21 protein-coding genes and 2 pseudogenes are annotated in these 23,098 nt (G+C 61.4%); 15 read left to right on the top strand and 8 right to left on the bottom strand.

What is annotated here, in order from left to right; all coding sequences use genetic code 11:
* Nucleotides 1-60: 60 nt before the first annotated feature.
* Complete coding sequence (locus tag U5A89_RS06920) at nt 61-714, bottom strand: hypothetical protein (RefSeq protein ID WP_338160458.1); 654 nt, start codon at nt 712-714, stop codon at nt 61-63.
* A gap of 103 nt (nt 715-817) precedes the next feature.
* Between U5A89_RS06920 and U5A89_RS06915 the strand changes: the two genes are divergently transcribed.
* The 4 genes from U5A89_RS06915 to U5A89_RS06900 are packed head-to-tail and all read left to right on the top strand — an operon-like array spanning nt 818 to nt 4,234.
* Nucleotides 818-1,108, top strand: a complete 291-nt coding sequence (locus tag U5A89_RS06915; protein ID WP_338160457.1) for a hypothetical protein — start codon at nt 818-820, stop codon at nt 1,106-1,108.
* Entirely contained in the window at nt 1,105-2,517 is a 1,413-nt protein-coding gene (hxsB, locus tag U5A89_RS06910; RefSeq protein WP_338160456.1) for a His-Xaa-Ser system radical SAM maturase HxsB, read from the top strand. Before U5A89_RS06915 ends, hxsB begins: the two co-directional genes overlap by 4 nt.
* Nucleotides 2,514-3,596: a His-Xaa-Ser system radical SAM maturase HxsC gene (gene hxsC, locus U5A89_RS06905; RefSeq protein ID WP_338160455.1), complete on the top strand. Its 1,083-nt coding sequence runs from the start codon at nt 2,514-2,516 to the stop codon at nt 3,594-3,596. The genes hxsB and hxsC overlap by 4 nt, the downstream gene beginning before the upstream one ends.
* The gene (locus U5A89_RS06900) at nt 3,593-4,234 is read left to right on the top strand and encodes a peptidoglycan-binding domain-containing protein (protein ID WP_338160454.1); all 642 of its coding nucleotides are present in this window, start codon (nt 3,593-3,595) and stop codon (nt 4,232-4,234) included. The genes hxsC and U5A89_RS06900 overlap by 4 nt, the downstream gene beginning before the upstream one ends.
* Before the next feature lie 17 nt (nt 4,235-4,251).
* On the opposite strand, the gene U5A89_RS06895 is transcribed toward U5A89_RS06900, so the two are convergent.
* Complete coding sequence (locus tag U5A89_RS06895; protein WP_338160453.1) at nt 4,252-4,542, bottom strand: hypothetical protein; 291 nt, start codon at nt 4,540-4,542, stop codon at nt 4,252-4,254.
* A 402-nt stretch (nt 4,543-4,944) separates the two neighbouring features.
* On the opposite strand from U5A89_RS06895, the pseudogene U5A89_RS06890 reads away from it, so the two are divergent.
* A pseudogene (locus U5A89_RS06890) lies at nt 4,945-5,151 on the top strand (transposase); the annotation flags it as partial.
* 9 nt (nt 5,152-5,160) lie between these two features.
* On the opposite strand, the gene U5A89_RS06885 reads toward U5A89_RS06890, so the two are convergent.
* Both U5A89_RS06885 and U5A89_RS06880 read right to left on the bottom strand, forming a co-directional pair.
* Nucleotides 5,161-5,391: a hypothetical protein gene (locus U5A89_RS06885; protein WP_338160452.1), complete on the bottom strand. Its 231-nt coding sequence runs from the start codon at nt 5,389-5,391 to the stop codon at nt 5,161-5,163.
* A gap of 255 nt (nt 5,392-5,646) precedes the next feature.
* Nucleotides 5,647-5,754 (bottom strand): annotated as a pseudogene (locus U5A89_RS06880) (IS66 family transposase); the annotation flags it as partial.
* A 202-nt stretch (nt 5,755-5,956) separates the two neighbouring features.
* Between U5A89_RS06880 and U5A89_RS06875 the strand changes: the two are divergent.
* From U5A89_RS06875 to U5A89_RS06860, 4 genes are all read left to right on the top strand, one after another.
* The gene (locus tag U5A89_RS06875; protein ID WP_338160451.1) at nt 5,957-6,253 is read left to right on the top strand and encodes a HEAT repeat domain-containing protein; all 297 of its coding nucleotides are present in this window, start codon (nt 5,957-5,959) and stop codon (nt 6,251-6,253) included.
* 417 nt (nt 6,254-6,670) lie between these two features.
* Entirely contained in the window at nt 6,671-7,591 is a 921-nt protein-coding gene (locus U5A89_RS06870) for an AraC family transcriptional regulator (RefSeq protein WP_338160450.1), read from the top strand.
* A 95-nt stretch (nt 7,592-7,686) separates the two neighbouring features.
* On the top strand, nt 7,687-10,269 hold the full coding sequence (locus U5A89_RS06865) for a TonB-dependent receptor (RefSeq protein ID WP_338160449.1): 2,583 nt from the start codon (nt 7,687-7,689) through the stop codon (nt 10,267-10,269).
* Nucleotides 10,269-11,351 carry an NAD(P)-dependent alcohol dehydrogenase gene (locus tag U5A89_RS06860; protein ID WP_338160448.1) on the top strand — a complete coding sequence of 361 codons (1,083 nt, stop codon included), beginning with the start codon at nt 10,269-10,271 and terminating at the stop codon, nt 11,349-11,351. The genes U5A89_RS06865 and U5A89_RS06860 overlap by 1 nt, the downstream gene beginning before the upstream one ends.
* Before the next feature lie 237 nt (nt 11,352-11,588).
* On the opposite strand, the gene U5A89_RS06855 is transcribed toward U5A89_RS06860, so the two are convergent.
* On the bottom strand, nt 11,589-12,353 hold the full coding sequence (locus U5A89_RS06855) for a FadR/GntR family transcriptional regulator (protein WP_338160447.1): 765 nt from the start codon (nt 12,351-12,353) through the stop codon (nt 11,589-11,591).
* Nucleotides 12,354-12,548: 195 nt separating this feature from the next.
* On the opposite strand from U5A89_RS06855, the gene araD1 reads away from it, so the two are divergent.
* The 6 genes from araD1 (at nt 12,549) to U5A89_RS06825 (ending at nt 20,466) form a co-directional block, all read left to right on the top strand.
* Entirely contained in the window at nt 12,549-13,541 is a 993-nt protein-coding gene (gene araD1 / locus U5A89_RS06850) for an AraD1 family protein (protein ID WP_338160446.1), read from the top strand.
* 9 nt (nt 13,542-13,550) lie between these two features.
* Nucleotides 13,551-14,477 carry a Gfo/Idh/MocA family protein gene (locus tag U5A89_RS06845; RefSeq protein WP_338160445.1) on the top strand — a complete coding sequence of 309 codons (927 nt, stop codon included), beginning with the start codon at nt 13,551-13,553 and terminating at the stop codon, nt 14,475-14,477.
* A 116-nt stretch (nt 14,478-14,593) separates the two neighbouring features.
* A complete protein-coding gene (locus tag U5A89_RS06840; RefSeq protein WP_338160444.1) occupies nt 14,594-14,791 on the top strand; it encodes a hypothetical protein in 198 nt (65 codons plus the stop codon).
* A gap of 79 nt (nt 14,792-14,870) precedes the next feature.
* A complete protein-coding gene (locus tag U5A89_RS06835; protein ID WP_338160443.1) occupies nt 14,871-15,908 on the top strand; it encodes an arabinan endo-1,5-alpha-L-arabinosidase in 1,038 nt (345 codons plus the stop codon).
* Between the two features lie 36 nt (nt 15,909-15,944).
* Nucleotides 15,945-17,375, top strand: a complete 1,431-nt coding sequence (locus U5A89_RS06830; RefSeq protein WP_338162963.1) for a glycoside hydrolase family 43 protein — start codon at nt 15,945-15,947, stop codon at nt 17,373-17,375.
* A 253-nt stretch (nt 17,376-17,628) separates the two neighbouring features.
* A complete protein-coding gene (locus tag U5A89_RS06825) occupies nt 17,629-20,466 on the top strand; it encodes a TonB-dependent receptor (RefSeq protein ID WP_338160442.1) in 2,838 nt (945 codons plus the stop codon).
* Nucleotides 20,467-20,751: 285 nt separating this feature from the next.
* Here U5A89_RS06825 and U5A89_RS06820 read toward each other — a convergent pair whose 3' ends face one another.
* The 3 genes from U5A89_RS06820 to U5A89_RS06810 all read right to left on the bottom strand — a co-directional run bounded on the left by U5A89_RS06820 (nt 20,752) and on the right by U5A89_RS06810 (nt 23,070).
* A complete protein-coding gene (locus U5A89_RS06820; protein ID WP_338160441.1) occupies nt 20,752-21,639 on the bottom strand; it encodes a hypothetical protein in 888 nt (295 codons plus the stop codon).
* Between the two features lie 46 nt (nt 21,640-21,685).
* Entirely contained in the window at nt 21,686-22,210 is a 525-nt protein-coding gene (locus tag U5A89_RS06815) for a TonB-dependent receptor domain-containing protein (protein ID WP_338160440.1), read from the bottom strand.
* 227 nt (nt 22,211-22,437) lie between these two features.
* Nucleotides 22,438-23,070, bottom strand: coding sequence for a tyrosine-type recombinase/integrase (locus U5A89_RS06810; protein ID WP_338160439.1), 633 nt, complete (start codon nt 23,068-23,070; stop codon nt 22,438-22,440).
* Between the last annotated feature and the right edge of the window lie 28 nt (nt 23,071-23,098).

Below are 23,098 nucleotides of genomic sequence, written 5' to 3'. Positions count from 1 at the left end.
ACTTCACGCAGGCTTGCAAATCCTCATCGGCCAGATCGTCTATGATCCTGCGTAGCCAGCTTATGTGTTCATCACGGCGGAAGAATCGGTATCGGAGTCGTTCTCTTCATCGTTGACAGCGTCGGCCGGAATGGGCTCCGGCTTTTCGGCCGCAGATGATTTTACAATTCTAGCTTGTAAATCGCTCAGACGCTGATCGGCGCTTTCCTCCGTCTCGCCTGCCGCGACAGCGGCCTTGAGATAGCGCCCGGCTGCCGTCTCGTTCTCGAACCATGCGGTTTCCTTTGCGAAGCCCGTGGCATCGCTGTCGCCAAGATCACGAACGGCAGCCATGTCGAATGCGCCGCAAATATCGAGTTTATTCCAGCTGAAATGACGGCCAAGTGCATCGTAACAATTCTGACTATATATCATTTCGCCCGGCAGTCCCTCGACCGCCACCTTCTTCAGGTTCGCTTCGCCACCTTTGACGCTGGAACCCTTGAGTGCGAGAACCGGTGGGGGAGCCTGTATGGCAATAGCTTCACTGATTGCCGCCTGCGCCGTGTTGGAGGCTTCCGTGGCTGTGCTGCCGCCGGTGTTTGATGAAGAACACTGGCCGATCACTGCGAGCAGGGCGATCACACCAACGCCTGCCCAGATTATGATCGAGGTCTGCGGAGCTTTGGCCTCGTCAGATGCCGCTTTGTGGCGATGACCTTTAGGATGGTTCAAAACTATGCTCCTAACATTGCAACCATGGTTACCAAAGCATAGCTGCGGCGCAAGCCACACAAACACATGCGATCGGACGTATTTATGCTTGTGGTGGTGCAGGATGTTCCATACCCAATTGCAAATGGCGCTTTTGGGGGAAGCAATGGGTCAGACGATGATAGCCCGCCAAACAGGGGCGGCATTTGCGGCGGGCGAAGATGCAGCGGCATTATGGATCATATCGACTTACGCGGGAGTGCAGGTCAAGCTAACCGATACCGCGATTGAACTGTCAGGAGCGCCCGATGCAGACGGCCTGCGCCGGATATGGCGCGCGGCGCTGCTCAATAGGAAACTGCTCAATCGGGCCCGTTCGCGGCGTGCCATGCTGCTCGAAAACCTGCTGTCATGAGCTTCCTGCCGCTCCGGTCGCGGGCGTTACCTGACGGGGCAACGATTTTCGTCAATGACAGTGGGCGTTTTTTCCTTGGGGCCGATGCCTTTGTCGGGCGACTGGTCGATGGTGCCGAAACGGAAGGCGACAGATTCAGTCTGCGGGCGGCTGGACATCTGATTGAGAACGCTGACAGCCTCGCGTTCGCGGCGCATAGCCGGGCGGTGGCGCGGAGGATCGCGCCAGCCGCGCCGCTCGATTATCTGATTCTCGTGCCGACGCTCCGCTGCAACCTCGATTGCAGCTATTGCCAAGTCTCGCGGGTGAATATCGACCGCACCGGTTTCGACTGGAGCGAAGAAACTCTGGCGGCGGTCCTGGCGATGATTGACGGTCTTGCCTGTGACCGCCTCAAGATCGAGTTTCAGGGCGGCGAGCCAACATTGCGCCCGGACCTCCTCCTGGCAGTGATGGAGAAAGCGGAGCGTTTTGCGCAGCGCCAGTTCGTCATTTGCTCAAACCTCCAGCATATTGACGACGAGTTGCTGGCCATCTTCGACAGGCCCGATGTGTTTATCAGTACATCGCTCGACGGCGATGAAGTCACGCATGGTCGTCACCGCACAAAAGACGCAGGAACGACATCGGCCTTTTTCCGCAACCTGCGCTTCATCGTGAACCGCTATGGCCCAAGCAAGGTATCGGCGCTGCCGACGATCAATGCGGCAACGCCGCCAGCGGCTGACGACCTGATCGACGCTTATGTTGCCTATGGCATGGACAGCATTTTCCTGCGCCCGATCAACTATCAGGGTTTTGCCCGCAAGCGGCACAAGCAGGCGCGCGAGCAGGACGAGGCGTGGCGCAGCTATTACGAAGGCTTCATCCACCGCCTGATCGAACGCAACTGGGCGGATCAGGACCGAGTGCTGGAGGAAACCTATTTCAGCATCGGATTGCGGCGGATATTCCAGCCGGGACGCGAGCGCCACGTCGATCTGCGTAACCCGAACCCGATGGGCCACGACTATATTGTGGTGGACCATGACGGGGCCGTTTATCCGACCGATGAGGCCCGGATGCTGTCGCGCTCCGGCGTCATCGACCTGTCGATCGGCACGATCGAAACGGGCTGGGACAGCGAGGCACGGGACTTGTTGAACAGCCACGCGACCAACCAGTTCGATCCGGCCTGTATGCAATGCGCCTACCAGCCTTATTGCGGGCGCGACCCGATTGACGATCTCGCCCGTTACGGCCGGATCGACATGCCCCGGTACGACACGGCCTTCTGCCGCCGCCATATGCACCTGTTCGACCTTATCTTCCGGCTGCTTTACGCCGATTGCGAGAAGGTACGCTACTCGTTGGCCCAATGGCTGCGGCTGCCCTCGATTCCCGACAGTTTCGGCGAGGTGATGGCATGATCCCGCTGCTGCTCTCGGCAGAAGCGGAAGCGGATGCGCCGTTCGTCACGCGCCTGCGCGCGACCGGGACATCAATGCACAGCGCCGATGCGATCCTTGTCGAATCCGACGCGCTGGGTGCGACCTTTGCAGGCAAGAGCGGCCTGTTCGCAATCGACGGGGCAACCGCAGATGACCTTGACGGCGATGTAGTGCTGGTGCGCCCGCAGGCCCGGCGGTTGGAGCGGCTGTTACGATCCGGCTCGCCGCATAACACGCTGCTGGTCACGGAACGCTGCGACCAGCTTTGCGTGATGTGTTCGCAGCCCCCAAAGAAAACCCATGACGATCGCTTCGACCTGCTGGAGCAGGCCTGCTTGCTGGCGGAGCCGGATATGCTGATCGGCATATCGGGTGGCGAGCCGACCCTCTACAAAGATCAGTTATTGGGCATGGTCGAGCGAGTGCTGACGGCACGGCCCGACCTCAGTTTCCACATCCTGACCAACGCCCAGCATTTCGACGCTGACGATATCTCCCGCCTGCGCGCGTCGATCTATCGGCAGGTCAGTTGGGGTATTCCGCTCTATGCTGCCGAACCGGCGTTGCATGACGAGATTGTCGGCAAACGCGGCGCATTCGCGCGGCTTGAGGAAGGGTTTGCCCACCTCATCATGGCGGGCGCACGGGTCGAGTTGCGGACTGTGCTGGTCACGCCCAATCATCACGCACTGCCCGACCTTGCGCGCTATGTCGCGGCGCGCCTGCAATTCGTGGAGGCATGGTCAATCATGCAACTGGAGAATATCGGCTTCGCTAAAGGGCGCTGGTCGAACCTCTATGTCGATCATCGCACGGACTTCCGGCCGATCGGCATGGCGCTGACGCACGCAACCTTGCATAATGTCCGTGCGCAGTTATTCAACTTCCCGCGCTGCACGGTGCCAGCGGATTTCCGCAACTATGCGATTGCCTCGATTTCGGACTGGAAACGGAAGTTCGCCAGCGCCTGCGACGAATGCCGCGAGCAAAGCCAATGCAGCGGCTTTTTCGAGTGGCATCCTAGCGATCATGCCGAAATCTGCGTGGAGCCTTTATGAAGCGAGCCAGATATCTCATATCGAGCCTGATGGCGGCAGGCTTCACGATCCCGTCGCAGGCGCAGGCGGATTTTACACGCGCGACCACAACCGGCACTGACGATCCCAATGCGGGCAAACTGCTCAGGCTGTTTGCACAAGAACATTATGTGACGCTGGCGAGCCACCGAAGCCATAGCAGTCACAGGAGCCATTCCAGCCATAGTTCGGGCTATGGCGGCGGCGGACATTACAGTCATTCAAGCCATACCAGCCATCGGTCAGGCTCGGGCGGGTACAATTACGACCCGCCGACCTATTCACCGCCGCCACCTCCACCGCCGCCAAGGCCCGCGCCCTCGACCCCTTCGGTCGCACCCTATCGCCAGCAGCCACTGTTCAATTCGACAAACCGGGCTGTCGCCCCGCCGCCTGACGGTCTGCCCGCGCTGTCGGGGCGGACGAGCCGCTTCAAGGCTATCGTGCGCCGGGTCGAAATCGCGCTTCTGGCGCAGGATTACTATTCCGGCGTGATCGACGGCGTGGTGGGCCCGTCGCTTCGCTCTGCCTTGCGCCGGTTCCAGAAAGACCGGGGCCTTGATGTAACGGGGACGATCACACCTAAGACCCTTGATGCCCTGATGATCTCGAGCGAGTGATAGGTTTCATTCGTCCGCTACGATCCACGCGCACGAATGCTTTTGATCGTGGCGGGCGCAACGCCATAGAGCTGTGCCAGCGCATGCACCTGCGCACCATCGGACAGGGCTGCGACGATCTCTGTTTCTGTGTCAAGGCGGAGCGCGGGTGCCGTCCCTGAGGTTCCCGGGGCGCACGCGCGGTCTTTTCCCCGTTGCGCACGCTCGCTGGTGGTTTCCGCTTCCACCTGCGTCCAGACGGAAGCGAAGCCGATCATGGCCCGACCATAGGCGATGGTGTTGTCGAACCGCTCGGCCAGACTGCGCAATGTCGCGTTGCTGGCAGTGACGCGTTGTCCCGATCGGGTAAAAATCCATCGCATTCTGGCTGATCCGGTCAAAGCAAATGGTGGTGAGCGTGTCGCCGGGACGCACGCGGCCCAGCAGCCGCGTCAGTGCGGGTCGGGATTTACGTCTGCTGGCGCGCTCCTCGATAATGCGCTTGCAGCCTGCCGCCTTCAGCGCCTACCGCTGAATCTCTTCAAGCGAATGGAGCGCGTAGCGGTCATCTCGGCTGTCGACCCTTTACGGACGTTCAGCCGCAGATTATCGATCCCCAAATGTGGTCCGTCCGCTATTTCGGCAGCAGGCGACCGATAGTGTTGAAAAACTCAGCCTTGCGGTAATCGCGCAGTCCTGATTCACTGGACCTGTCGTTGGGAGACAGGCTGATGATGGGCAATCGGACGGTGATGCAGGAGGCGCTGTTTTACAGCTTCAGCCTGGAGGATCATGTGCCGCAGAACCACCTGTTGCGGGCCGTTGACCGCTTTGTGGACCTGAACGGTATCCGGGAGAAGCTACGAACATTCTATAGCGAGACGGGCCGCCCATCTATCGATCCCGAGCTTATGATCCGGATGCTGCTCATCGGCTATCCCCGTCGCTCATCTTACGTTCCAGGGTGATGCCGGGACCTTGATAGCGTTCGCCGGATCCTCTCGCGGCTCATACTCCTCCAGCGCCTCCCGCCGCCATGGGATATCACGTCGAATTCTTTCGCTCGGGAAGTCCCGCTTCTCCCTCAACGTCAACAAGCTCTTCTCAAAATCGTCGAGCGCATCGAGCGTCTTGATCGCGTCGAGGTCGCCGTCCACGCCGCTGGCGATAGTCGACATAGCCGAATGCACCTCGGCGACGGCTCTCGTCTCGTCATTGCCGTGGGAGAAGAGGGCCTCGTCCAGGCTCTCGATGTCCTCGAGTGGCCGGCAAGCGGCCCCCCCTCCAGCAGCACCGCCGCAGCCTCCGTCGCCACGGACCGGACGCGGGCCTCCATGTCCATCGGAAGCATGGTCATGGCCGACCGCTCTAGCAGCGAGCAGATCTCCCGGACCTCATCCTGATCGACGCCGGTCTCCTCGATCTCGGCTATCCTGCCGGGCGTAGATCTGAGCTTGCCGAAATAGAGGAACATGATCAGCATACTTCGATACCAGCACCTAGGCGATCAGCGCTTTGGTCGGGATCCAGCCTTCGACTATGGCTTCCTGCCTGAAGGCGCCAAGGGCGAAGGCTATTTCGAAAGCCGTGACCGCAGCATATATCCGTTAAAGACGCTGATGCGGGCGGCGGCGGCGGCGCGGCGCGACCCACGCAATCTAAAGCGCTTCCGGACATTGCTGCAAAGCCCGGTCATGGCGGTAAGGATATGAGCGGCGCGTGGCCTGCTGATTCTGGGCGAAGATGCGCGTCCGGAAGGAAGAGCTTGAGCGGATCGTCGCATCAGACCCCGCCGACCATGTCCGCATTGTCGCGGCCGAAGCGCTGGTCGGACTGGGAGAGCCGGTGGACGCGGTAAAACTGCTCGCACAACTTGCTGACGACGACAATGCGCTTGCCATCCGGATGCAAGCCTTTGACGAGCTGTCGACTATTGGCCGCGCCGCTATCCTGGCGTTGCCGGTCCTCCGCAAAGCCGCCAATGCCAGCTACGCCGCTTCGTCGACCCTGAATATCCCAAGCGGATGGCGATGTATCTGATCGCCACGCTGGAGGGCCATTATGACCCGGCGCAAGAAGGTCTGTCTTCGCAAGCCTGTCAAAATGCTGCCAAAAGTCCCAACATGTTCATGGGTCCACCCCCAAGCGCGGGCTGGCCATCCTGAAGCCATCCCTTGGTCGACCGGGCCGTGTGCGCGGGAGACAGTCTTTCCCATGATGGCAGGGGGGGGGTTTTAAGGTCGGAATGTCACGTCCAGTCGGCTTACACCTGGAGGCTTCATCGCCATGTCGCAGGAGCACGGGCGACGCCAAACAGCTAGTGTTTGAATTGTATCCCTGATATACACTTTAGCAACGCGCTGACACTGTATTACAGGCAGCCACCGGGAGGGGATCGGTCGTGGGCAAAGCTTGCAAGACTATCATGCCGACGCATCCCGTCGCGGGTCAGCGGCGATGACCGCGATCGAACATTTTTCGACCCGACTGGTGCCAGCGCCATCCCGCCATATCGTCTGGCAAAAAGTCGTGGCGGCCGCCTTCCCCGGCATGACCACCCATGCGCCGGAAGGTATTCGCGCCGAGCTGGCGCACTGGTCGCTGGGTCCGATCGGCCTCGCGCGCGCGCTGAGCGATCGGGCGCAAGTCAGTCGGATCGGGACCGAAGATGCCGGGCCGCACCTGTTGCTGCACCTGCTTCGCCGCGGCACGATGGTCATGCGTTATGGCGACCAGCATGTCAAAGCGGGGCCGGGCGACATCGTCATCGCCGATGATCGGCGCGCCTACGCATTCGATATATCGCGCAGCAATGACTGCATGATCGTACAGTTTCCCCTGTCTCTGCTGGGAGAAGGGGCGCCCTCGCGCGACTGGCACGGCCAATGGATGCCCTCGCACGATCCGCAGGTCGGACTGCTTTTCCATTTGCTGCAGGGCCTTTGGATGCAGCGCGATCGGTTTGACGAACTGGATGGGGACACCGGCGCACTGCTGATTGATGCCGCGCGCATGGCATGTCGCCGGGCGATGCGTCCGGACGCGCCGGCCCTACACCTTTCCTCCCCGGTCGATTTCGCGCTGGCCCATCTGGATCATCCCGACCTCAACACCGGCCTGATCAGCACCGCGCTCAACCTGTCCGAGCGCGCGGTGCAGAAAAGCTTTTTCCGCCATGTCGGCCAGACGCCCACCGCCTTCATCATGACCAAGCGGCTTGAACGCGCGTCCGCCATGCTGGCGGCTGGTGACGGGCGCACCATTACGGACATCGCGTTCGAGGTCGGCTACAATGATTCCGCTTTCTTCACCCGCTGCTTCCGCCGCCGCTATGGGGCGTCGCCCAGCCAATGGCGTCATCGTTCGCTCCTGTCCTGATTGGGGGTTCGCCAGCGTCCAAGACCGGCAAGCTCACAGGCTCTAAACCGCTTGATAAATCCGCCGACACAGGCGGACGAACGGAGGAGAGGGTGATGAAAACCACGATCGCATATCTACTGGCGTCCGCTGCCTGGGCAGCCACCGCCGCATACGCGCAGGAGGCGCCGCTGCAGGACAGCGGGGGCATCGCAGAGATCGTCGTGACGGCGCAAAAACGTGCGGAAAATGTACAGGATGTCCCGATCGCCATTTCCGCCTTCACGTCGGCAGCGTTGCAGGAGCGGGCGGTGGGCAGCGTGTCCCAGCTGTCGGCGATCGCACCCAACGTCAATCTGGACGCGGGCACGCCTTTTTCCGGATCGACCGCCGTGCTGGCCGCCTATATTCGCGGGATCGGGTCTGATGACTTCGCCTTCAACATCGATCCGGGCGTGGGCATCTATCTGGACGGCGTCTATCTGGCCCGCACCGTCGGCGCGAACCAGGACCTGCTGGACGTGTCGCGGGTCGAGATATTGAAGGGGCCGCAGGGCACTTTGTTCGGCCGCAACACGATCGGCGGCGCAATCTCCATCGTTACCGCCGATCCAGGCAAGGAATTTGCGGCCAAGGGCGATGTGACGCTGGGCAGTTACAAGCTGTTCCAGGCGCGCGGATCGGTGACGGTGCCGGTCACCGATGGTCTCAGTTCAGCCTTCACCTTCGGCATCAAGTCGCGCGACGGCTTCTTGAAGCGCCTGCCCTATCCGGACCAGCGCGCCAACAACGCGCCGCCTTTCTCGGCTTTCTCCGCCGCTGGCTATGACAGCGCCGGCAAGGAAGGCGAGAATGACAATTGGAACCTGCGCGGCAAGCTGCGCTGGGACAATGGCGGTGCGGTGCGGGCCACCTTCTCCGGCGATTATAGCAAGGATAAGGGCACGTCTGCCAACAAGCTGATCGGCACGGCGGAGTCGGTCCACGGCAATTTCGCGGGTACGACCAACCTGCCCGGCACCGCCTTCGACCCGACCGGCACCACCGGCTTCCTCTTCGCAGGCCTTTATAATTTTTGCATCGGCAGCACCGGGGCGCAGATCGCCGCGCGCAATGCGCAGGCGCTGTGCGGGGTGACGGGCACCCAGTTCAACCCGCAGTTCCAGCTGGCCAGCGTCGCCAGCGCCAATGTCGACGGCAACCCCGCCAATGATCGCCTGCCTTGGGATGAGCGCTATCTGATCGCCGACAAGGACCGCAGCTATGCCAGCGGCAACAGCTATTCCAATCTGGAAAGCTGGGGCTTGAGCGGCTTCGTCGATTTCGATCTGGCCGACAATGTCGCGCTGAAATCCATCACCGCCTATCGCGAACTACACTGGAACGCCGGGCTGGACGCAGACGGGTCGCCGCTCAATTTCCTGCAACTCAGCTTCACCATGAACCAGTGGCAGTTCAGCCAGGAATTCCAGCTGCTCGGCAATGCGTTCGAGGAGAAGCTGCGCTATGTGCTGGGCGCCTATTATTTCAAGGAAGCGGGCGACCTGCATGACTATGTGACCTTTGGCGAAGGGCTGGTCCAAGTCGATGGTCCCAACCAGCTGGGCACTAAAAATTACGCGTTCTTCGGGCAGATCGACTATCGGCCAATCGACCTGATCGGCATCACCATCGGCGGGCGCTATACCAACGAGCGCAAGCGGTTCGAGGGTGGGCAGCAGGAGCTGAACGGGTTCAACTACAAGCTGTTCGGGTGCGCCGACGCCAATGGCAATATCAGACCGAACGGCCCGTTCCCGCTGGCCCCGATCCCCTGCCAGGTGGGACTGGGCTACCCCGATCCGACCAACCCGGTGCGCGTCTATACGCCGGGCGTCAATCGCAAGAAGTTCAATGATTTCTCGCCCAAGGTTGGCGTGCAGGTCCACCCGTCGGACGATGTGATGCTTTATAGCAGCTGGTCGAAGGGCTATAAGACGGGCGGTTGGACCACGCGCCTTACCAACCCGCAGGGTAATGTCGCGCCGGACTTTAACGAGGAAAGGGCGACCACCTGGGAAGCGGGCATCAAGTCCACCCTGCTCGATCGGCATCTCCAACTGAATGCGGCGCTCTTCTCGACCAAATATCGCGACATCCAGCTGAACATTCAGGTCGGCACATCACCTACCATCGCCAATGCGGGCGACGCGCGCATTCGCGGTTTCGAGGTGGAAATGGTAGCCGCGCCGGTCGATGGCCTGACCATCAACGGATCGGCCGGTTATATCGATGCGGAATATACATCGGTGTCGGCGGGCGCTGCGGCCGTGGGCGGAGCTAATCCATTCCAGGCGGGGACGCTGGTAGGAGAAACCCTGCCCAAGACTCCCAAATGGAAGGTCAATCTCAGCCCGCGTTATGAAGCGAAGCTGGGCAATGGCGGATCGGTCGTCATGCTGGCCGACTGGACCTACACCTCCAGCGCGTGGAACGATACGCAGCGCACGCTGCTGCTCAAGCGGGTATCGACCAACATCGTCAACGCCTCGATCAGCTATCGCGAGCCGGATGGCCATTGGTCGCTGACCGCAGGGGGCACCAACCTGACCGACAAGCGCTTCCTGACATCGGGCGGATCGAATATCGCGGCAGGCGCGATCTTCGGCACCTACAACCGGCCGCGCGAATGGTATCTGCGCTTCGGGTTCGACTTCTGATGGCGGGGCGGATCGCGATCGACGCCGCCGTGGTGGAAAAGCCGGGCGCCGCTTTCCGGATCGAGCGGCTGGAAATCGACCCGCCCGGTCCAGGGCAAGTGTTAGTGCGCATCCGCGCCTGCGGCATCTGCCATACCGACATGGTCATGCGTGATGGCGATTTGCCGATCCCCTTCCCCGTGGTGCTGGGCCATGAAGGGGCCGGCATCGTCCAGGCCGTGGGCCAAGACGTGGACCATGTCCTGCCGGGCGATAGCGTACTGCTCAGCTTCCACAGCTGCGGCGTTTGCTCCGCCTGCCATGACCATCAGCCGGGTTACTGCACGGATTTCGTCCCGCGCAATTTCCTGGGCGTGCGTCAGCCGGGCGAAGGCGGCCTATGGCGCGGGGACGATCCGGTTGGCGGCAATATCTTCGGCCAATCGGCTTTCGCAAACCATGTGCTGGCGCATCGCGACAATGTCGTGAAGGTGGATCCCGACCTGCCGCTGGCGCTGCTGGCGCCGCTAGGCTGCGGCATACAGACGGGCGCCGGCACGGTGCTGGAAACGCTCAAGGTCGCGCCGGGTGAAAGCGTCGCGATACAGGGCGCGGGCGCGGTCGGCCTGTCGGCGGTGATGGCGGCAGTCATTGCCGGGGCGGGACGGATCGCGGTTCTCGATCGCCATCCGCATCGGCTCGATCTCGCACGGCAATTGGGGGCAACCGAGACAGCGAGTCAGACAGCTGATTTGATTGGGCTGTTTGACTATGTCCTTGATACGACAGGTGTTCTGGCGCTGCTGGAGCCGGCGGCGGCTTTTCTCGCGCAGCGCGGCACGCTGGCGCTGATCGCTGCCTACCCGCCTGGAACAGCGGGGTTGGATGCCTCGGCGATCATGAGCATGGGCAGACGGATTGTCGGCGTAGTGGAAGGCGGCGTCGATCCGCAACAATTCATACCGCGCCTGATCGACTATTACCGTGATGGACGATTGCCCATAGAAACGCTCATAAAGAGCTACAATCTCGATGAGATTGAGCAAGCATTTGCTGATTTACAGAATGGTTCAGTCATCAAGGCAGTGATATCTATCGATTAGTCAGTCGCGGTCAGAGAGGCGATGACGATCGAGTACACCTTGTTCACGATGGGCCGGTCGCCATGTATTCGCCAATTCCGGGCGGGACGTTCTCCTGAATCTGTTTCACGATCATTTTAATGGTTGGCATTGAGGGTCTCTGCTCACTTGTCGAAGGCGGTGGTGGAGAGGGACAGCGCGACGTTGCGCATTTCCCCTCGATCACGCCCTCCGCGCGCGCGCCGTTCCAGGAAGGATTTACCGCCCCATCGCGCTCGCCGTATCCTCCAGCGCCAGATCGACCAGTACTCCCATCGCCTCGGCGGCAGCCTGTTCGTCGCCCGCCGCGATCGCATCATAAACGCGCACATGGTCGGGGATCGGGTTGCGCGGCAGGGCGCGGGCGCGTTGCTTATATTGCGTGGTCCAGTTCACCGCCGCGCCGATGCTGGCGGTCAGCACCATCAGCGCGTCGTTGCGGGTCGCGTGCAGGATGGCGTTATGAAAATCGCGATCCGCCGCGCGGCCCTGCTCGGTCGCCAGCGTATGGCGGCGCATCGCGGCCAGCGCGTCCTTCATGATGCGCAGATCATCCTTGTCGCGTCGCTGCGCCGCCAGCCGAGCAGCGGCCGGTTCGACGATGGCGCGCAATTCGAACAGATCGCGCACGAACTGGATGTCCGGTTCCCCGACAAAGGCCCAAGCCAGCACTTCGGGATCGAGCAGGTTCCAGCGATTGCGCGGCAATACCCGCGTGCCCGCCTTCGGACGGCTTTCGACCAGCCCCTTGGCGGTGAGCACCTGGATCGCCTCGCGATAGGCGCTGCGCGATACTTCCAGTTCCTCGGCAAAGGCGACTTCGCTCGACAGCACGTCGTCGGGCGCATAATGGCCCGACAAAATCGCCATGCCCAGCTTGTGCGCGATCGCACCGTGCAGCCGCCGCCCCGGCCCCCGGACGGCCTTGACCCTGCTGCCTTTTTCTGCCTCAATCCCGCGCAAAGACGGATCGCCCTTCACCATTTCCGCTCCCCTTACCTTCCCCCAATGAGGCATATCCATTCCGATAACACAAGCATTGCTAATACTATCGTCCTATAATATGTCGGAGTAATAGATTGGTTTTGGCTGTCGCGCCGGTCGATAGGAACAGGCGCGCAGTGAACGTTTTTGTGATTTGAATAAAGCGCCCATGCGGCGCGCGGGAGGAGAATTTTCATGACATTGCGCCTGTTGCAGCGCCGTTCGGACAGCGGCGAGCGGACGGTTATCGCCGCGCGGGGCGACACAGCGCATGTCGTGCCCGGCTTCGCCTCCATCCGCGCGCTGGCGCTGCACGCGATCGCGCAAAGGATCAGCCTGACCGCTGCTGTCGATGCCGCCGGACAGGGCGCAGCGGTGGATATCGCCGCCGAATTTGCCGCGAACCGTCTGCTCGCCCCGATAGATCATAATGACGATGCGCATGTCCAGCTGACCGGCACCGGCCTTACCCATCTGGGGTCCGCCGAAGGTCGCGACAAAATGCATCGCGAAGCCGCCGCCGCCGAAAAGCAGACCGATTCGATGCGCATGTTCCTGGAAGGGCTGGAAGGCGGAAAGCCTGCCACAGGCGACGTCGGTCAGCAGCCCGAATGGTTCTACAAGGGCGACGGATCGCAGCTGGTCGGCCCGGGCGATCCGCTGACCATGCCTGCCTTCGCCAAGGATGGCGGCGAGGAACCGGAACTGGCGGGCATCTACATCATCGGGGAGGATGGAACGCCCTATCGTCTCGGCCTCGCGCTCGCCAACGAGTTTAGCGACCATGTGACCGAACGGCATAATTATCTATGGCTCGCCCATAGCAAGCTGCGGCAGGCCGCGCTTGGCCCGGAACTGCTGGTCGGCACCCCGCCCGATCATATCGAAGGGGCCAGCCGCATCGTGCGCAACGGCGAGACCCTCTGGGAAAAGCCGTTTCTGTCGGGCGAAGGCAATATGTCGCACAGCTTCGCCAATCTGGAACATCATCATTTCAAATATGACCTGTTCCGCCGCGTGGGCGATGTCCATGTCCATTTCTTCGGCACGGCCACACTGTCGTTCAGCGACGGCATCGTGCCGGAAGAAGGCGACATCTTCGAAATCATCGCCGCGCCCTTCACCCTGCCGGTGCGCAACCCGCTGGCCCGCGCCGAACCGGTTCAGGTCGCGGCCATGCAGCTCTGAGCCATAGACATGGACCATATCCGTATCGCGATCGTGGGCATCGGCAAGATCGCACGCGATCAGCATGTGCCCGCCATCGTGAACAACAGCGCTTTTACTCTGGCGGCCACCGTCAGCCCCCATGATGACGGGCTGGACGGCGTGTCGCATCACGCCAGCCTGGACGACCTGCTGGCTGACGGACCGGCGGTGGACGCAATCGCGCTCTGCACTCCGCCCCAGGTCCGCTACGACCTGGCGATGCAGGCGCTGACGAAGGGCATCCACCTGTTCCTGGAAAAGCCGCCCGGCGCGACCCTGGCGGAAGTGGAGGCGTTGCAGGGGCACGCCGACAAAATGGACGTCAGCCTGTTCGCCGCCTGGCACAGCCGTTTTGCCGCCGGGGTTGCCCCGGCGCGCGCTTGGCTGGCCGAGCGCGAGATCAAGAAAGTGTCGATCATCTGGCGCGAGGATGTGCGCGTCTGGCATCCTGGGCAGGCCTGGATCTGGCAACCTGGCGGGCTTGGCGTCTTCGATCCGGGTATCAATGCGCTGTCGATCGTTACCCACATCCTGCCGCACCCCTTCTTCCTGCAGGACGCGACATTGGTGCTTCCCGAAAATCGCGCCGCGCCGATCGCCGCCGACATGATGTTCCGCGATACGGTGGGCGCGCCGATCCACATGGACCTCGATTGGCGCCAGACTGGCCCGCAAAGCTGGGACATACTGGTTGAAACCGACGCAGGGACGCTAAAGCTGGCAAAAGGCGGTGCGGTGCTGACCCTGCCCAGCGGTACAGACCACGGCGAGGATGTCGAATATGCCGGCCTCTACGCCCGCTTCGCCGCACTGATCCGGGGCGGCCAGTCGGATGTGGACACCAGCCCGCTGCGGCTGGTCGCGGACGCCTTCCTGCGCGGACGCCGTGAAACCACGCACGCATTTCATGACTAGGTCCGACGGGAGGGGACGAATGATGAAATGCCTGCGCTGCGCCATTGCTGCTCTGCTGCTGTGCGCCAGCGCATTGGCGACCGCCACCATTCACGCCGGCAAGCCCGGTGCGATTTATGACAAGGCGATCTTTAACCCCGTTCGCCGAACATCCGGGCAACGGCATCCTGACCGCGCCGGCGATCACGTCGCACATCACATTCCGCGGGCCGGAAACCGTCAAGCCCGTCGCCCTCACCGGCGCGCAAATCGGCGTCGGCACATTGACCGTGACGCTGCCGACCAAGCTGGCGGCCATAGTCGACCTGCAATAAAATTTGGCGCGGGCTGAGGGCAGAATCGTCGCACGCTCCCCCCCTGAACACCGACTCATTAGATAATGGAGAGGCCCACATGAGGCAGCACATCATGACAAGTCTGGCGGGCCTCGCCCTGATAGCGGCAGGGGGCATCGCCTGCGCCCAGCAGCCTGCGCAACTGGCAGGCGCCAGCCTTAACAGCCGCCTAACCGGCGACCTTGTGCCGACTCATGATCCCGTCATCGCGCGCGAAGGCGACACCTATCACATATTCAGCACTGGCCATGGCAAGCGGCTGATCGAAACGCGCACGTCGAAGGATTTGGTCACCTGGACCGCGGGCGACCCGATTTTCACGGCTTTGCCCGCCTGGGCGAAGGACGCCATCCCCGGCAGCGATGGCATATGGGCACCCGACATCAGCTACGTCAACGGCCGCTACCGCCTTTATTATTCGGTATCGACCTTCGGCTTCAATCGCTCGGCCATCGGCCTTGCCACCAGCCCGACGCTGGATCCGACAGCGAAAAATTATGGCTGGCGCGACGAAGGCTTGGTCGTCATGTCCACGAAGGACAGCGACTATAACGCCATCGACCCCAATTTCATCATCGATCGGGAAGGCCGCCACTGGCTGTCGCTGGGGAGCTTCTGGACCGGTATAAAGCTTTTCGAACTGGACCCAAAGACCGGCAAGCCCAAAGACCCTAAGGCTGAACCCGTCAGCATCGCCCGGCGCCCCGCCCCCGCCGGTGGTCCGGCTCCGGTGGAAGCGCCCTTCATCATCGATCATGGCGGTTATTACTGGCTGATGGTCAGCTACGACTATTGCTGCAAGGGCGTGAACAGCACCTATTATACCGTCATCGGCCGATCGAAGGCGATCACTGGCCCCTATCTGGGCAAAGATGGCAGCCCGTTGATGAACGGCGGCGGCACCATCTTCCTGCATGCCGACCTGCAGGAGCAACAGCGTTTTCGCGGCCCCGGCCATGCAGGGTGGCTGCATGAGATGAACGGCAAGGACTATGTGGTCTATCACGCCTATGACAAGCAGGCGAAAGGCGCCCCTACGCTGCGCATCGCGCCCATCACCTGGGGACCGGACGGCTGGCCCGTTGCGCAATATTAATTTATTAGTCCGACTAACAGTTCTGGAGAGATGATGATGCGCCTCAACCTATCCCGTCGTAGCTTCATCGGCAGCGCCGCCGCCATGTCCGCGGCTCCAGCTATCGTGCGCGCCGCCGTATCGGCCCCGTCCGCTGCGCCCGGCCCGGTCAACCCGGTGGTCAAGCAGCGGGCCGATGCCCAGATCTTCCGCCATGACGACGGCTTCTACTATCTTACCGGCTCCGTCCCCGAATATGACCGGCTAGTGCTGCGCCGCTCCAAGACGATCGCGGGCCTCTCCACCGCGACCGAAGCGGTGCTTTGGCGCCACGAAGCCAGCGGCCCGCGCTCGGGCTTCCTGTGGGCGCCCGAACTGCACCAGATCGACGGCAAGTGGATCATGTATTTCGCGGCCGGGCCCAGCGGCGGCGGCGATGACGTGTTCCGTATCCGCACCTACGCCGTCATCTGCGACGGCGCCGATCCCATGACCGGCAAATGGAGCGTGCTGGGTGAACTGCAAACGCCCTGGGACAGTTTCAATCTCAATTCGACCGTCTTTATGCATAAGGGCGTCCGCTACATGGTATGGGCGCAGCGGGAGCCGGGTATCGACACGAACAGCAACCTTTATATCGCCAAGCTGGAATCGCCGCTCAAGCTGGGCAGCCAGGTCACGCGCATCGCTGTGCCGACGCTGGACTGGGAAATTCAAGGCTATAAGGTGGCCGAAGCCCCTGCTGTCCTGCACCGCAACGGCCGTCTGTTCATGACCTATTCGGCCAGCGCCACCGACGCGCGCTACTGCCTGGGCCTTTTGACGGCGGACGAAAATGCCGATCTGCTCGACGCCAAAAGCTGGACCAAATCGCCCCAGCCGGTCTTCGTCACCAACAGGGCAACCAGCGTCTATGGCCCCGGCCACAACAGCTTTACGGTCGATGAAAAGGGTCGCGACATCCTAGTCTATCATGGTCGCGATTATGAGGCGATCCAGGGCGATCCGCTGTTCAACCCCGACCGTCACACACGCGTCCAGCGCCTTTATTATACCGCCGAAGGCACCCCCGATTTCGGCGTCCCTGTGGGTAACGGCCCCCTGCCGAAGCGCTTCATCTCCGCCGCCGACCCAAAGCGACTTCTGGCGCATGACGGTGTTCGGCTGGTTGCTGGCAACCCTGCTCTGGCGCAAACCCAGTTCCGCCAGATCCCCGGCCGCGCGGGCAAGCAAAGCATCATGCTGTCCCCCATCCTGCTGTCCGACCATTATCTGGTCGCCAAAAAGGACGGATCGGTCACTCTGGAAAAGGACAGCAAAACCCCCGACTTCACGCTGCGCAGCCAGTTCGTCCGACTTGCCAACGCCCGGAGCGGCACGGTCCGCTTCGCCGCCATCGCGGCGCCAGGCAAGGCGCTGGGCACCACCGACGATCAGATCCGCCTGGTAAACAGTCGTGACGCTACGGCCTATTGGCGCGCGGACTGACTATTACGCCAAGTCCGACAAATTAAGGGCGCAGGAGGCTGGCCACCTTTGGGTGGCTGGCCTCTGCTTATGTTTGCCTATGAGCGGCAACCCTCGAAATCCCAGCATGTGCCGCTGCGGCAATATTGTCACAACGTCAGTAGGTTTTAGGTCACCCTTGCAAAATTCCGCTTGCGATTCAATTGTCGGAGCAATAATTAGTCAGAGTAATTCACGCGTGGTACAAGCGCCAGCTCTAGGGGAGGATTATCAAATGGCTTTCAAGCCGATCGCACTCGGTTCCGCGTCCATATTCGCGCTGATGCTGGCAGGGGCCGCGCACGCCCAGACCGCCCCTGATGCCGAACCGGCGGTTGCACCCCAGGCCGCCGATGGCGAAACCGCCGACATCGTCGTTACCGGCGTCCGCGCTTCGATCGTCGGCGCACTGAATGTCCGCAAGCAATCGATCCAGATCGTTGATTCGATCGTGTCGGAAGATGTCGGCAAATTGCCGGACAACAACGTCGTAGAAGCGCTGCAGCGCGTCACAGGCATCCAGGTTACCGACCGCGCCGGCGGCGAAGCGGCCACCATCTCTATCCGCGGCCTGACCGATCCGCTCACCACGCTGAACGGCCGCAACATCTTCACGGCCGCAGGCACGTCCTTCGCCTTGCAGGACGTCTCCGCAAACCTCGTCAAGCAGGTTGACGTTTACAAGACCCGCTCCGCAGACCAACTGGAAAGCGGCCTTGCCGGCCAGATCGACGTGCAGACCCGCCGCCCGCTCGACTTTGACGGCTTCACCATTTCCGGCCTAGCGCGCGGCGTCTATTCGGAACTGGCAGACAAGGCCAACGCCAACGTCGCGCTGCTCGTAAGCAACCGCTGGGAAACCGGCATCGGCGACATCGGCTTCCTGGTGAACGCCAGCTACACAAAGGCCCAGTATCGCAACCAGAACCTTCAGGCCGGCGCGATGGTGCCGTTCGCCACCGAAACCCCGCCAGCCGGTTCGGGCTTGACCCCGTTGCAGCGCATCTTCCCCGGCGCCACGAACGAAAACTGGACGCCTGGTCTTGACGCCGGTCTGCCGACCGCGCCGGGATCGACGCTGAACATCAATGGTGTCGCAACGCCCTATTATCTGTCGCGCGACGCCATCATCTCGTCCGACCTCTACGGCAAGCGTGAGCGTCCTTCCATCAATGCTGCGCTCCAGTGGGCGCCCAACGACAGCTCGGTCTATACCGCCGAAGTCTTCTACACCGGCTTCCGTGGCGAAACCTTCAACAGCCTGCACTTCAGCTTTGCCGACTGGTGGGGCGACCTGCCCACGGACGTCGCCAACAGCTTCGAATTGTATGAAGGCACGAATATCATTAAGTCGCGCCAGCTTGGTTCGGTCGCCGGCTTCAACAGCGGCGACATGGCCACCAACAAGACCGACAGCTATGTCTATGCGCTCAACGCCAAATGGGACGTGGGCGGCAATGGCAAGATTTCGGCCGACATCGCCTATCAGGACAGCAAGAACGAGACCTCCTTCTTCGCCATCCGCACCGATCGCGGTCCTCTCGACCTCAATGTCGATTTCAACGCGGGTGGTGGCCTGCCCGCCTATAGCTTCGCCAACCAGGAAGTGCTTACTGACGCCAGCAAGTGGACCGTCGGCAACCTGTTCGACAGCGGCACGAAGAATACCGGCAGCGCGCTGACCCTGACGCTGGACGGCGAGTATAAATGGGACGACGGCTTCCTGCGTCGCATCAAGGCTGGCTTCCGTTATGACAACCGCGATGCCGACAGCTATGTCCGCGATCAGGGCGCCGGTGGCTTGGGCATTACGCTGGATCAGTTGAGCGAAGGCACCCCCTTCACCAACAGCGGCTTCTTCGACGGCCGCGCCGACATTCCGACCAGCTGGGTATTGGCTGACCCGCGCAGCATGAACAAGGACACCATCCGTCAGCTGTACCGCGCCGTAGCCCCCGGCCTGCTGCTGTCGGACCAGATGACGTTCGGCCATGTGTTCGGCATCAACGAAAGCAATCTGGCCGCCTATATCGTGGCTGATGGCGAGGTCGAAATCTTCGGCCGTCCGCTCCAGCTTCAGGGCGGTGTGCGCTTCGTCGCGATCGACACCCTCTACGACTATTTCGATCGCGGTAACAATTTCGCCCGGACCACCGTGTCCACCGGTTCCGAAAAATTCCTGCCGTCTTTCACCGCGCGCTACAATATTACCGACAATCTGCGCATCCGTTTCAACTATGGCGAAACGCTGCGCCGTCCGGCCTTTGGCGACCTGAACCCCAACCTGTCGCTGACGGGCGATCTGTCGCGCATCGGTTTCGGCTCAGGCTCGGCGGGCAACGCCAATCTGCGGGCGACCCATTCGAAGAATATGGATCTTGCGATCGAATGGTATTTCGATCGCAACAGCGCCATCTATGCAACGGCCTTCCAGCGCAAGATCAACGGCCTGGTCGTACCGCTGACCGCGCGCGAGTTCATTCCGAACAACTATCTGCCGCGCAACGAAACCTACACCGAATTTTTCAACATCACCCGTCCGGAAAATGCTTCCAACGGCACGCTTAAAGGTCTGGAACTGGGGCTGACCTACTTCCCGTCCTACCTGCCCACCTTCCTTGACGGTCTGGGCTTCACCGGCAGCGCGACGATCCTGGATTCCGAACAGACCATCCCGGTCGTCAACAATGAAGGCGAAGTCACCGGCACGACCAAGTCGGCCTTCTTCGGCGTGTCGAAGCTGTCCTACAATGCCACGCTGGCCTATGATAAGGGTCCAGTCGGCGCCCGCCTGTCCTATATCTGGCGCAAGGGCTTCCTCCAGAGCAATGAGGGCCGCTCCTTTGCGAACCCGATCGGTTTCTGGCGCGCGCCGGAAAAGAGCCTGGACTTCCAGCTGACCCTGAACGTCAACGAAGATATCGGCATTACCTTCGACGCAGTAAACATCACCAAGGCGAAGCAGCAAAATTATTACAAGTTCGGCGACGTCGGCAACCCGACCGAGTTCAATTCCAGCACGTTGCTGATCGATCGCACCTTCGCGGTGGGTGTTCGCTTCAAGTTCGACTGAGTGCCCATGGAGCGCGGCGTCTCCTCGCCGCGCTCCATATTGGCGGCCGTATCGGGACACTCTCCAATCCCGGTTCGGCCGCCATTTTTGTTTGTGCTGAGCGAGACGATGTTGCGCGCGACGAGGATGGCTGGCGGCAATTTCGAAATTAAGGTTCACCCATCCGTGCACCTACGGTCTGAATAGGCGTCTCCAGCCAACAACGATACCGCTGATCGAAATAAGCAGACCTGCACTCGACAGCAGCCAGACCAGGATGTGCCGCAATGGCGGCCAGATCAGCAGCTATGGGAAGTTCAGACTGTGGAGCGCGTTGAAAAGCCAGCGATAGCTGCGCCCATCCGATCCGATCTGACCGAGCAAAACACCGGTGATAGGGTCTATATGCAGCCAGGTTTGCGCGCGATCGTCTAATTTGAGCCGCAGCACGGGCAGCGGGCGGCTATCGTCCCGCGCGTCTCCAGTCGCATACCGGTAGCGATCGGGACGCTTCAGCCTATCCATAACGGTCAGCGTCGAGCCGGGCATCGATGCCTGTGCGGCCATGATGATCCGGCCCTGATCCATCGACATTTGCCGCGCCGTAAAACCATCCAGCAGCCGGGGCCGTCCTTCGCCCCATAAGGTGATGACCGGCCGGCCGCCAACATAGGTGAAGCGGGCCTCGCGCCCATCTGCGCTCGCCCGCGCCAGCATCGCCACATCGGTGGCGGGAAAGTCGGCGCGCGCCGAACTATAAAGCCTTGCCATATCGGCGCGCCCCCTGTCTCGTAGTCCACCCCAAGGGCTCATGGACAGCCAACCGCTGAATACCCAGGTGATGACGAGCAGCCCACCGGCCAAACCCGCGACATGGTGCCATTTCATCCAGCCACGATAGGGGCTGACCGACCCGGTTCTGTAGCGATTGCGCAGCCGCATCCGCAACAGGTCGATCCACACGCCGACGATCGCTCCCAGCAATCCGACGCCCGACGTCCACAAGACGGTCTGGCGCCACGGCTCCTGAAACACCCGCAGCGCTTCGAAATAGATCCAGTGCGGAACCGCACCAAGCCAGTTCCAGAAACGCTCATGCGCAGTCGTATTCTGCACGACCTCACCTGTTCGCTGGGTGACATAGACATCCGTTGCTGCCGCATCGGTCAGCCTGACCCGCCAAAAGGGCGCCATCGCCCTGTACGCGCGCGTGACCACCCACTGGTCATGATCGACAGCGTCAACCGAGGCGGCGGGTATTGGCCGCATCCTGATAGCGTTTGCCGACATAGCTGACACCGCCGTCGATCACCCAGTCGTCGGCGAACGACCAAATGACGAACGCGTTGGCGCTTTTCGTGGCGACGTTGCTGGGGCGGTTGCCCGCGCGCTGGAACAGCACGCTACCCACCAATTCCGCAAAATCATCATAGCGCGCCCGCAGCAGCGCGCCGTTTACCGTAAGGCTCAGCCGATCGATCGACTCCAGAAACAGCGAAGCCTCCACGCCGCGAGAGGATTGTCGGCCGACCTGCACCTGGATAGTCGGGATCAAGGGGTCGGACGTCAGCAATTTGCGCTTGACGATATCATAGACCGCCAGCGTCCACTGGCCGCGTGTGCCCCAGAAGACATGCTTGATGCCTGCTTCATATTGCCGACCGGTGGACAGATCGAAATCGCTCTGCGCCACGCTGGTGGCGACGAGTGCGCCGACCGGATCGGCCGCGGTCGCATATTGACCGTAAAGCGCCAGAGCAAGCAATTGATCCGAAATCGCGCAGTCGCGGAATGAACGTCGGCTTTCCTGGGGCGACCGTCGCGAAGCCGACTGGCAGGGAAGTCCCCAAGAAAGGTCGGCGGCTGAACTATAACAAAGGGCGGGAACGTCCGCTTCCAACCGTACAAAAATTTGATCGAACGACAAGAAATCGCGCATAGCTGCCACTTAGTCGGCTCTGGCTCCCCGCGATGGCGAGGAGCCAGCCGCTTTTAGATTTCGGTGCCTTCTGCCAAGGTTAAAGCATCCTCCACATCAACTCCAAGATATCGAACCGTGCTTTCGATCTTTGTGTGACCAAGCAGGATTTGGACAGCACGAAGATTCCCGGTGGCCTTGTATATGATCGATGCCTTCGTTCTCCTTAGTGAATGGGTACCGTAATCCTCGCTGGGCAAGCCAATTCCCGTGACCCATTCGTCAACCAGACGCGCATATTGCCGGGTGCCTATGTGGGCTGCATGGTCTGTGCGGCTAGGAAAGGCATAATCTTCCAGAGAGCCGCCGCGCAGTTCGAGCCATTTGAGCAGACTGGTGCGAGCGTCGTCCATTAGCTCAAACTGGACTGGCCGACCGGTCTTTTGCTGTACAACTGTGGCCCTGGTCCGAATTTTTCGATCGCACACGATATCGCTGATCCTGATCTTGACTAGATCACATCCGCGCAGCTTGCTATCGATTGCAAGGTCAAAGAGGGCCCGATCCCGGACCCGCCCATATTGGTCGAGAAAGAAGCGGATCGCCCAGATCTGACGAGGTTTGAGCGCTCGCTTCGCACCAACCTTGCGCCCGGCGTTCCACGATACCCGCTCGCGAGCGGCGGGATCAAAATCTGATAATCCCATGACACATCTCCTGTGGCCATCATGGCCG

The organism is Sphingobium sp. HWE2-09 (genome assembly GCF_035989265.1).
Lineage (GTDB): Bacteria > Pseudomonadota > Alphaproteobacteria > Sphingomonadales > Sphingomonadaceae > Sphingobium.
The sequence above is the reverse complement of the archived record's forward strand: the minus strand, read 5'-3'. Positions and strand labels throughout refer to the sequence as shown.